The following is a 10,445-nucleotide window of genomic DNA, read 5'->3' as shown; positions in this document are numbered from 1 at the left end:
CGATGCCTGAGGTCAAGGTCTCCCACCTGTCCAAGACGTTCGCCGACAACGCCGTCCTGCACGACGTCACCTTCACCGCCGCGCCGCCGCGGGTAGGGCGCCGGGTGCCTCAGGGGTAGGCGGCGGCATAGCCGCGGGAGATGGCCAGGACCTTGGAAACGTACGACCAGGAGTGGTTGTAGAACCAGATGGCCTTCTCCAGCTTCTTGCCGCCCTGGGCCGCTCCGTTGGCGCACAGGTAGTTGGCCGCCGAGGGGACCGCGTCGTAGGGGCTCCAGATGTCGGCGACGCCGTCGCCGTCGCCGTCCACGCCGTAGGCCTTCCAGGTGGCGGGCATGAACTGCATCGGTCCCTGCGCGCCCGCGGAGGAGGGGCCGTTGTTGCGCCCGTGGGAGCTCTCCACCTGGCCGATCGCGGCCAGCACCGTCCAGGAGAGCCCCGGGCAGACCGCGGCCGAGGCGCGATAGAGCTCCAGGTAACTGCCGGGTCTGCCGACCGTCACCCGGGCCGCCTTCGCGGGCTTGCCGGTGCCGGTCTTCGCCGGGGCCGCCTTGTCCACGGTGGTCTTGTCCGTGGTGGCCTTGTCCGCGCCGGATCCACCGACGGCGACCACCTGGGAGCCTGAGCCGAGCAGCCTGCCCACCCGGGCCTTGAGAACGGCGGTGGCCTTCTCGGGCCCGTGCACGAGCAGCGCCACCCCCGGCGGCAGGCCCAGCCTGCGGCCGGTCTCCTCCCCCACGATGCCGTCCACGCCCGGCAGGCCGAAGGTGGCCGAGGCCGCGGCCCGTAGCCGGGGACCGTCGTCCACCTGGTACTCCGCACCGAGGACCAGTCCCAGGCGGCGCGCCGCCGAGCTGTCCGCGACGAACTCGCCCCTGGCCAGGGCGCTCCACACCCCCTGCTGGTCGGCGACGGCCCTGGGGACCCACGCCCGGAAACGGGCGGGATCGACCGCGAGGAGGTTGAGTCCGACCCCGGACACCTTGACCGCCCCGCCGTCGAAGGAGTCGATCTTCTGGACGTGCTTGAGCCGGGAGATGTCCTCCTTGGTCTGCTCGGTCAGCGTCGACGGGGATATGACCAGCAGCCGGGGCGGGGTGGAGGTGAGCCCTGGGCCGTCCGCCCCTTGGGGGCCGGGGGCCGCGGACGGCTGCGAGGCCGGGGTCTCCGGGGCGGTCTCCGCACCCGCGGGATTGCCCGGGCCGGGGCTCTCGCGGTCCGGGCCTGCCGGATCCGGGCTTTCGGGGTTCTCCGGGTCTGCCGTGGTCGGCGGGGTCGGCGGCTGGCTGACCACCGGCGCGATCGCCGCCAGGTCCCGGATGCGGGACTCCATGACGGTGTTCCCGTCCAGGGCCGCGGAACGGCCGCCGGTGATCATCGCGAGCGCGACGCCACCGAGAGCGGCAAGTACGGCCAGAGCAACCATCACTGGGACGAATGCCCTCAACCCGGGAAGACGTGACACCGCGCTCACGTTAGCCTCAACGGACCCCGCCAGGAGCCGTTGCCTGGAAAATCACTTGCCGAGAAGCGATCCGGTGCGGAATCGTCGGCATGTTCCACCCACATAGAGCATCAGGGAGTGTCAGTGGTCGGGCCGTACCGAGGGCTCTTCAGCACTCCCGGCGTCAAGGGTTTCGTCATCGCGGGATTCTTCGGGCGGATGCCCATGTCGATGCTCGGCATCGGCGTCGTGCTGCTCATCGAGGCGCTCACCGACTCCTACGCGACGGCGGGAGCGGTCGCGGCCACCGTCAGCGTCTCCTTCGCCGTCGCGGCTCCCCTGTCGGGACGCCTGGTGGACAGGTTCGGCCAGGCCAGGATAGTCATCCCGCTCACCCTGGCGCACGGCGCCACGCTGACCGGCCTGATGCTCTGCGCCGAGTTCGGCGCCCCCCGGTGGACGCTCTTCGCCACCGGGGTCGCGGTCGGCGCGACCGCGCTCTCGCTCGGCTCGCTCGTGCGCGCCCGCTGGTCGCACCTGCTGGGCGGGACGGCGAGGCTGCACACGGCGTTCTCCTTCGAGTCGGTCGCCGACGAGGTCATCTTCGTCGCGGGCCCGGCGCTGGTCACCGCCCTGGCCACCATGATCAACCCGTACGCGGGCCTGATCGTGGCTCTGACCTGCACGATCGTGGGCACCATCGCCTTCGGGCTGCAGCGTGGCACGGAGCCACCAGTCCGCCCCAGGGAGGAGCGCTCGGGCACCCCGATCACCATCCCCGGCGTCGCCCTGATGTCATGCGCCTTCCTGGCGATGGGGGCGGTGTTCGGCTCGGTCGACCTGGTCACGGTGGCGTTCGCCGAGGAACAGGGCGTCAAACCCGCCGCCGGACTGCTGCTCGCCTCGTTCGCCGGCGGGAGCCTGGTCTCCGGGCTCTGGTACGGCGCGCGGCAGTGGACCGTCTCGCTGCGCGGCAGGTTCATCGGCTCGCTGGCGGTGTTCGCCGTGGGCCTGACCCCGATCACGCTCATCGACGACGTCAGGGTCATGGCGGGCGCGCTCTTCCTGGCCGGGCTGGCCATCTCCCCGACCGTCATCACCGGCTACAGCCTGACCGAGCAGCTGGTCCCCGCCCATCTGCTCACCGAGGGCATGGCCTGGATCTCGACCTCGGTCGGGTTCGGCGTGGCGATCGGCGCGTGGGCGGGCGGCAGGCTCACCGACGCGTTCGGCGCCTCCAACGCCTACGGATTCTCCTTCGTCTGCGCCCTGCTGGCCGTGGCGATCGGCGTCGGCGGCTCCGCCTGGCTGCGAACCCCTGTCGCCCAGCAGTAATCATGAGTATTGTTCATATTCGCTGGCGGAGCGAGTGACGAACCGGCGGTAACCCGCGTCCCAGGGGCGTCGACGCCCACGACAGGGCCGGGTGACGCCCGCAGGGCAGGAGTGAACATGGGCGAGACCTTCCGCAACTGGGCAGGGAACCAATCCGCCACCCCCACGGAGGTCCGTACGCCGTCCTGCGCCGAGGAGGTCTCGCGGGCGGTGCGCGACGCCGTCGCCTCGGGACGCCGGGTGCGGATGACCGGCACCGGGCACTCGTTCACCTCGGTCGCCCTGACCGACGGCATCCTGCTGCGGCCGGACGCGCTGACCGGGATCCGCGAGGTGGGAGACGGCTGGGTGACGGCCGAGGCGGGGACGACGATCGGCGTGCTCAACGGGGAGCTGCACCAAAGGGGTCTGGCCCTGGCCAACATGGGCGACATCGACGCCCAGACCCTGGCCGGGGCCATCCAGACCGGCACCCACGGCACCGGCAGGGACATCGGCGGACTGGCCGACCAGGTGCTGGCCCTGGAGATGGTGCTCGCCGACGGCGAGATCGTCACAGTCCGCGGCGACGGCGAGGGGAAGATCCGCGGGGTGGCCGAGCAGGACCTGTTCGACGCGGCCAGGGTGGGCCTGGGCGCACTCGGCGTGGTGACCGCGGTGACCTTCCGGGTGGAGCCCTCCTTCCTGCTGCGCAGCGTCCGGGAGCCGATGGCGCTGTCCTCGATCCTGGACTCCCTCGACTCCCTCGTCACCGGCAACGAGCACCTCGACTTCTTCTGGATGCCGCACACGGACACCTGCCTGACCAAGCGCAACAACCGCAGCCCCGGCCCGGCCCGGCCGCCGAGCGCGCTGAGGTACTGGCTCGACAACCACTTCATGGAGAACACCCTGTTCGGCGTGGTGTGCGGCATCGGTGGCCGCTACCCGGGCGCCATCCCCCGGCTCAACGCGCTCTCGGCCGCGACGCTGTCGGCCTCGACCCACACCGACGCCTCGCATCGGATCTTCACGAGCGTGCGCCAGGTGCGCTTCCTGGAGATGGAGTACGCCATCGCGCGCGAGCACCTCGGTCAGGCCCTGCGCGAGGTCCGCGACCTGCTGGAGGTCAGGGACTGGAAGATCAGTTTCCCGATCGAGGTGCGAGTCACCCCCGCCTCGGACGCCTGGCTGTCCACCGCCTACGGCAGGGACTCGGCCTACATCGCCTGCCACGTCTACCGGCCGACCCCGAACCCCGCCTACTTCGAGGGCGTTGAGGAGATCATGACGAGGCTCGGCGGCCGCCCGCACTGGGGCAAGCTGCACACCCGCGACGCGGCCTACCTGACGACGGTCTATCCCCGGTTCGCCGACTTCCTGATGGTACGGGACGCCCTCGACCCCGGACGCGCGTTCGTCAACGAGTATCTCGACACCGTCCTGGGCTGAGGGGCCGCCGGGGCGGTCCCGTTCCCCCGATTCGGCCGCTTCTCACAAGCTTTCGGTAAAGGGTGACGCAAAGGCTCGCTCGAAGAGTGACGCGTCCGCGTGTCCCGTCGTTCCCCCGGCACGTGCGACGGGCAGATTCGCAGACGCCCGCGCCGCTCGACCCCGAGGGAGTCCGCTGGAGATGACCTTCTCCCGCCGTCCATGCCAGCCGCCGCCGCGATCCGTCGTCACGGACCGCGACGACCGGCCCCCGAACAACGCCGCGATCGCGACATATCCTCCCCGGACCGGCGGACCGGCCTCACCGCCATCTCCCGGTTCTTGGTGGAAGTCCGCAGCGGTTCACGGGGTTATCCATGAGAATCCCTTGAGGACCCCGAAGTTGCTGCTCCAGACCGGTGCCCTGTAATTAGATGAATGGAGCAAATGTGACCGGCGTCACATCGCTGCGAGCCCCATCCAGGAAGGCGATGTTCGGACATGCCGGGTACGGTGCTGGCAGGCAACCGGCACACGCGAGAGACTCAAGGGTCCGGGGGAAGATTGAGCACGACGACGAAGGGACTCGCATGCAGGAGCTCCGACTCGTCGCGGTGAGTGAGGACGGGACCTATCTCGTGCTGGCGACAGCCGGCCGGGGTACCCGGTTCACGCTGCCCGTCGACGACCGGCTCCGTGCTGCCGTCCGCGGCAACTTCTCCCGTCTCGGCCAGTACGAGATCGAAGTGGAGAGTCCGTTGCGCCCCAAGGAGATCCAGGCCCGGATCCGTGCCGGCGAGACCGCGGAGGAGATCGCCAATACGGCGGGCATCCCGGTCGAGCGCGTGCGATGGTTCGAGGGCCCCGTGCTCCAGGAACGTGAGTACATGGCACAGCAGGCGCAGCGCTGCGCCGTACGCCTGCCCGGCGACTCCGCTCCCGGTCCCACCCTCGGCGATCTGGTCGCCGAGCGGCTGACCCGCCGCGGCGTCCCCGCCGACGAGATCGAGTGGGACTCCGCCAAGCGGGACGACAACATGTGGCGCATCAAGCTCGGGTTCGTGTGGAACGGTCACACACGCAACGCCGAGTGGCTCTTCGACCCGCGCCGGCGCCACATCACGCCCCACGACGACGAGGCCCTGCGCCTGTCCAGCGGAGAGGACGTCAAGCCGGTCGAGGACACCACGGTCACGCCGTTCGTGCCGCGGGTGGCCAAGCTCGCTCCGGTGCCGCCGCTGGCTCCCGAACCGCCGAACCAGCAGCCGGTCGCCTTCCCCTCGGTCCTGCGGCACGAGTCCGTGGCACAGCCCCGGCCCGCCTATGCCCAGACCGAACCTCCGGCCGCCTACCAGCAGCCGCCCATGCCTCCACTCCCCCCCGGATACGAGGCCCCGCGGGTGTCCGTGCCGCCGCTGCGCGCTCCCGACCCGGCCGGATACCAGTCCGACCGAGCGTCGGAGCCCACCGTTCACGCGGCCGAGGGCTCCGATCCCGCCGCGCGGGTCAGGCCTCCGGAGCCGGTGCTGCCGAAGCCGGTGCTGCCGGACCCGGTCACCGCGTACGAGCCGGTCTCACCGGCGGTGTACGAGCCCGCCGCGCCGGAGCCCGCCGCGTACAAGCCGCCGCCCGCCCCGGAGCCGGAGCCTGCGGCACCCGCCGCGCCACAGCCCGTTGCCGCTGTCCAGCCCCCTGTGACGGCGGCTGTGACGACGGCTGTGACGGCTGCTGTGACGGCTGCTGTGACGATGGCCGAGCCGGCTCCGGTCGGGCCGCTCTCGGTCGGCGCGCCGGAGCCGGTGCCCACCACGGCGCGGGAATCGGTCACCGGACCCGACCTGTCCGAGCAGGCTCTGGCGCACGTGCCGGCCGCTCCCCCCGAGCCGGCGGTCACCGTACCTGAGGCCACGGCCGAGCCCGTGGTCGCGAAGGCTCCGGAGGCCGCGAAGGCTCCAGAGGTCACGGAGGCTCCCCAGGTCGCCGAGGTTCCGGTCCCCCTCTCGCCCACCGCCGCGACCCCGCCGGAGCCTGTCGCCGTCCCGCCCGAGCCCGCCGAGCAGCGGTCCACGGCGGGCGAGAAGGCGGCGGGACAGCAGGTCTCCACGAAGGCGGAGAACGCCACCGTGGCGAAGGAGACCCCCGCATCGGAGACCGAACCGGCCCAGGAGGGTTCGATAGCTGTACCGGCGGCGCGCGTCAGCGTGGACGAGCGGGCCAAGGCCGAGCCGGGCAGGCAAGAGACACAGGGGGACACGGGGGCAATGCAGGAGACCAAGGTCGACAAGCCCGCGGCGGAGAAGCCCGCGGAGCCGCCGAAGCCGGCACCGGCTCCGGCGCGACCTGCCAAGAAGTCCCGGGGGCGGCGGGCGTCCGTGCCCACCTGGGACGAGATCATGTTCGGCGCCCGCCGCCAGGACTGACCGCACCGCGTCAGGCGGGGGTGACCGGAACACCGGCCCCCCGCCTCACCGTGTGTCAGCCGTTCCCCGGCTCCCCGGACGAGGACGACCTGTCCCGCGTGGGCGGTTCACCGGGTGCCGCCGATCCGAGGGGCGAGGACGCTGCGGGAAGCGGATCTCCGCGGCCCAGGCCCTCGGAAACGAGGAACGGGACCAGCCAGGCCGGGGTGACCTCGGCGGCGAAGGCCGGCCCCTCGGCCTCACCGACGTCGAGGGCGGCATAGCCACCGGTACCCGCACCCACGCCCGCGGTCACGGTCAGCAGACCGGCGCGGCGCTGGAACCAGGTCTGGCTCAGAGTCCAGCCGACGACCGCCCGCTTCTCCACCACCGCCTGTGAGCGGCGTAGCGACCCCGAGCGGACCGACAGGCGGCTCCCGTCGTAGGTGTGGCCGAGGGACCGGTAGCGGTCCAGGCCGAGCGGGATGCCCAGCAGCGCGAGGATCAGGGCGGGCACCGCGAGCGCCCACCAGAGCCCGGACCAGAGCAGGGCCGCCGCCGTCGCGCAGGCGGCGACGACCAGCCACGGGAAGATCGCCCGAAACAGCCGGCGCCTGCGCGCCGCCGGCGGGTGGGACCGCAGCCCGGTGGTGATCGGGCCGATCGCCTCGCCCACCACGCCGAGCACGGTCTCCCTCGGGGCGACGGGAAGCAACTGGCCCCGGGTCTCCGAGTCGCCGAGACCGGTCACGATCGCCCACGCGCGGCCGAACCCCGCCCAGCGCTCGGCCGGCCCTTCCACGAACTCGAAGCCTCGCACCCTGCGCCGCTCCAGGGACACGCTCCTGCGCGTGACCAGACCGCGCCCGGCGATCAGGTATCCCTCGCCGGCACGGAGGGTGAAATCCCAGTTGAACACCGCGTACATGATCACACCGACCACCGGCATGGCCAGGAGCAGCAGCACCAGGGCCGCGGCGAGCAGGGGCGGATGCTCCCAGAGCCACTCCCCCGCGCCCATCACGACCCGCCTGTCGATTTTGAACTCGCCGCCCCACTGGAACGCCAGGCCCACGGCGCCGGCGACCAGCGCGAACGGGGTCAGCAGATAGGAACCGGAGAGCGGGCCGTAGACGAGCCACTTTCGCGGCAGCACGAAGAACACCCGCTCGGGGGTCGCGTCACCCACCTCGTGACGGACGACGGCGGGGGTCGCCGGCTCCGTCACGCTCGCGGCCGTGAGCCCACCGGAGCCGGACGCCGAGGCCGTCTCGCGCGCCTGGGCGCGTCTCGCCATGCGGGCGCGTGCGTGCCAGAGCAGCACCGCCTTGAGCCGCTCCCCCTCCTCCACGGTGACCCCGTCGAGCTCGCCCTCCTGCTTGTCGTCGCCGCCGGCGCCGGTGTCGATCCGCAGGACGGCGATGCCGAGCAGGCGGTGCAGCGGCGGGGCACTGACGTCGACGCCGCGGATCCGCTCCAGCGGGATCGTCCGCACCGACCTGCTGATCAGCGACCGGGTGAGTTCCAGCCGGTCACCGGCGACCCGGTAGGTGAAGGTGACCCAGCGCACGGCCGAGAACGCGACGGAGCCGACGACGCCCAGCGCCGCCCACACGAACGATCCCGGCGAGAACCCGCCGAGGAACAGGACACCGGCCAGCGGCAGGAAGAGCGAGGGCAGCATCCGGATCGGATCGGTCAGCAACACCTTCGGGCTGAGCCGCAGCGACGGCCCCGTCCGGTCGGCCGGGAGAGCGGGATCAGGATGCCGGACGGATCCGGGAGACCCGAGAGCAGGCACCGAGGATTCGACGCCCTCCCCCGTCCCGTCGACCGAACGAGCAGGATCGGGATTCGGGACTGACCCGAGACCGGGCACCGAGGATTCGGTGCCCTCCGGCGGCTCCGCCGGTGAACGGTCGCTGGGGGATCCGGTCACGTCGCGTCGTCCCTGAGCTCTTCCGCGCGGCGGGCGAGTCCCTCGGCCAGTTCGGCGGCGACCTCGTAGTCAAGGCCCTTGATCGTGGACGAGCCCGCGTGGGAGGCGGTGCGGATCTCGACGGTCGCCAGGCCCAGCATGCGCTCGAACCAGCCCTGCGCCTTGTCGACGGTCTGGATCCTGCTGACCGGCACGAACACCCATTCCCTGCTGAGCCACCCGGAACGGGCGTAGACCACGTCCTCGCTGAGCTCCCACCTGTGCACGGCGTACCGCCAGAACGGCTCGACGAGCGTGCCGGGCACCAGTAGCAGCACCATCAGCCACGGCAGCCACCAGACGTTGTCCAGCGCCCATCCGGGCAACCACGACCAGCGACCCTCGTCGATCCACCTCGCCAGGAAGAAAGAGCCACCCACCAGCACAATGGACCAGAGAACCCCCTCCATCAGCCACAAGGTGACTGCCTTGCGCGAAACCGGATTGGCGGGGGCGCGCAGGGAGACGGCCCTGCGACGCTCACCCGGCCGACCGGCCGCCGTGGCCTCCTGCGAGGCGGGGCTGGGCTCATCGGCTCGGTCACTCACGCTGTCAGCCTAAACGGTCACGTCCCGCGGGGCGCTCCGGCGGCGTGACGCAAAAAGTTCCGCCGCAGCCCGGCGGGCATCGTGGCAGGTCCGAGGGCAGGCGCTCCGACGAGACGGCTCCCCTTCCTAGATCCGTCATCGCCCGTTTCCCTCCGGCCGGGCCGTGGATCGAAAAAGTGTCGGTGGCGCAGTACATGCTGGAGATCCGGAGACTACGGAGAGGTACGACCGATGAGCTATGCGATCCAGGCCGAGGGTCTGGTGAAACGCTACGGGGAGACCCGGGCACTGGACGGGGTGGATCTCCTCGTTCCCCAGGGGAGGCTGCTCGGTGTGCTGGGCCCCAACGGGGCGGGCAAGACCACCGCGGTGCGCATCCTGGCGACGTTGCTCCGCCCCGACGCCGGCACCGCCGTCGTCGGCGGCTACGACGTGACGCGCCAGGCCCACCAGGTGCGTTCACTGATCGGCCTGACCGGCCAGTACGCCGCCGTCGACGAGATGCTCACCGGCGTCGAGAACCTGGTGATGATCGGCCGCCTGCTGGGCATGACGCGTGCCGATTCCCGGGCGCGCGCGGGCGAGCTGCTGGAGCGCTTCGACCTGTCCGACGCCGGCGGGCGGGCCGCCAAGACCTACTCCGGCGGCATGCGCCGCCGTCTGGACCTGGCCGCCAGCCTGGTCGGCCGCCCCCAGGTGCTCTTCCTCGACGAGCCCACCACCGGGCTCGACCCGCGCAGCCGCACAGACCTGTGGAGTGTGGTGCGCGGCCTGATGGCCGACGGTGTCACCGTGCTGCTCACCACCCAGTATCTGGAGGAGGCGGACCAGCTCGCCGACGACATCGTCGTCTTCGACCACGGCAGGGTCATCGCCTCCGGCACCTCCGACCAGCTCAAGGCGACCACCGGTGCCCAGGTCCTGGAGGTGCGTCCCTCGCAGGCCGAGCACCTCGATCTGGTCGGCAAGGTGCTGGCCGACGTGCTGGGCGAGACGCCCGACCTCAGCGGGGGCAGGGCCACCGCCTCCGTCCACGACCCCGCCGCCGTCCCCGTGATCGTGCGCCGTCTGGACGAGCAGGGTGTCATCGCCTCGGAGCTCGCGCTGCGCAAGTCCAGCCTGGACGAGGTGTTCCTGGCCATCACCGGCCACCTGCCCGAGGACGAGGAGACCCCCGACAAGGAAGAGGCGTTCGCGTCAACGACCCCGGCCTGAAGGCTGGAGCTTGAGGTGCCACACCGCGCACCGCCGGCTCCACGTTGACCAGCCCCAGCCATCACGATGTGGAGGTGCAACCAGATGACTACGTTGAACACACGCCGGCAGACCGA

The 10,445-nt window shown here is 71.5% G+C and carries 7 protein-coding genes; 4 read left to right on the top strand and 3 right to left on the bottom strand.

Going from position 1 to position 10,445, the window contains the following annotated elements; all coding sequences use genetic code 11:
- Positions 1–109: 109 nt before the first annotated feature.
- Positions 110–1,426: a lytic murein transglycosylase gene (locus tag ABZ260_RS37530; RefSeq protein ID WP_355627029.1), complete on the bottom strand. Its 1,317-nt coding sequence runs from the start codon at positions 1,424–1,426 to the stop codon at positions 110–112.
- 162 nt (positions 1,427–1,588) lie between these two features.
- Here ABZ260_RS37530 and ABZ260_RS37525 point away from each other — a divergent pair, with 162 nt between their 5' ends.
- From ABZ260_RS37525 to sepH, 3 genes are all read left to right on the top strand, one after another.
- Complete coding sequence (locus ABZ260_RS37525; RefSeq protein ID WP_355627027.1) at positions 1,589–2,779, top strand: MFS transporter; 1,191 nt, start codon at positions 1,589–1,591, stop codon at positions 2,777–2,779.
- Between the two features lie 117 nt (positions 2,780–2,896).
- The gene (locus ABZ260_RS37520) at positions 2,897–4,210 is read left to right on the top strand and encodes a D-arabinono-1,4-lactone oxidase (RefSeq protein WP_355627025.1); all 1,314 of its coding nucleotides are present in this window, start codon (positions 2,897–2,899) and stop codon (positions 4,208–4,210) included.
- Positions 4,211–4,779: 569 nt separating this feature from the next.
- Positions 4,780–6,609, top strand: a complete 1,830-nt coding sequence (sepH, locus tag ABZ260_RS37515; RefSeq protein ID WP_355627023.1) for a septation protein SepH — start codon at positions 4,780–4,782, stop codon at positions 6,607–6,609.
- Between the two features lie 55 nt (positions 6,610–6,664).
- Here the strand turns inward: sepH and ABZ260_RS37510 are convergent, their stop codons facing one another.
- Together ABZ260_RS37510 and ABZ260_RS37505 are read right to left on the bottom strand one after the other, a co-directional pair.
- The gene (locus tag ABZ260_RS37510) at positions 6,665–8,296 is read right to left on the bottom strand and encodes a PH domain-containing protein (protein ID WP_355627021.1); all 1,632 of its coding nucleotides are present in this window, start codon (positions 8,294–8,296) and stop codon (positions 6,665–6,667) included.
- A gap of 227 nt (positions 8,297–8,523) precedes the next feature.
- Entirely contained in the window at positions 8,524–9,114 is a 591-nt protein-coding gene (locus ABZ260_RS37505) for a PH domain-containing protein (RefSeq protein ID WP_355627019.1), read from the bottom strand.
- 231 nt (positions 9,115–9,345) lie between these two features.
- On the opposite strand from ABZ260_RS37505, the gene ABZ260_RS37500 reads away from it, so the two are divergent.
- Positions 9,346–10,329, top strand: coding sequence for an ATP-binding cassette domain-containing protein (locus ABZ260_RS37500; protein WP_355627017.1), 984 nt, complete (start codon positions 9,346–9,348; stop codon positions 10,327–10,329).
- Positions 10,330–10,445: the final 116 nt, after the last annotated feature.

It is taken from the genome of Streptosporangium sp. NPDC006013 (assembly GCF_040614275.1).
Taxonomy (GTDB): Bacteria; Actinomycetota; Actinomycetes; order Streptosporangiales; family Streptosporangiaceae; genus Streptosporangium.
This window is presented reverse-complemented; position numbering and strand designations above follow the sequence as displayed.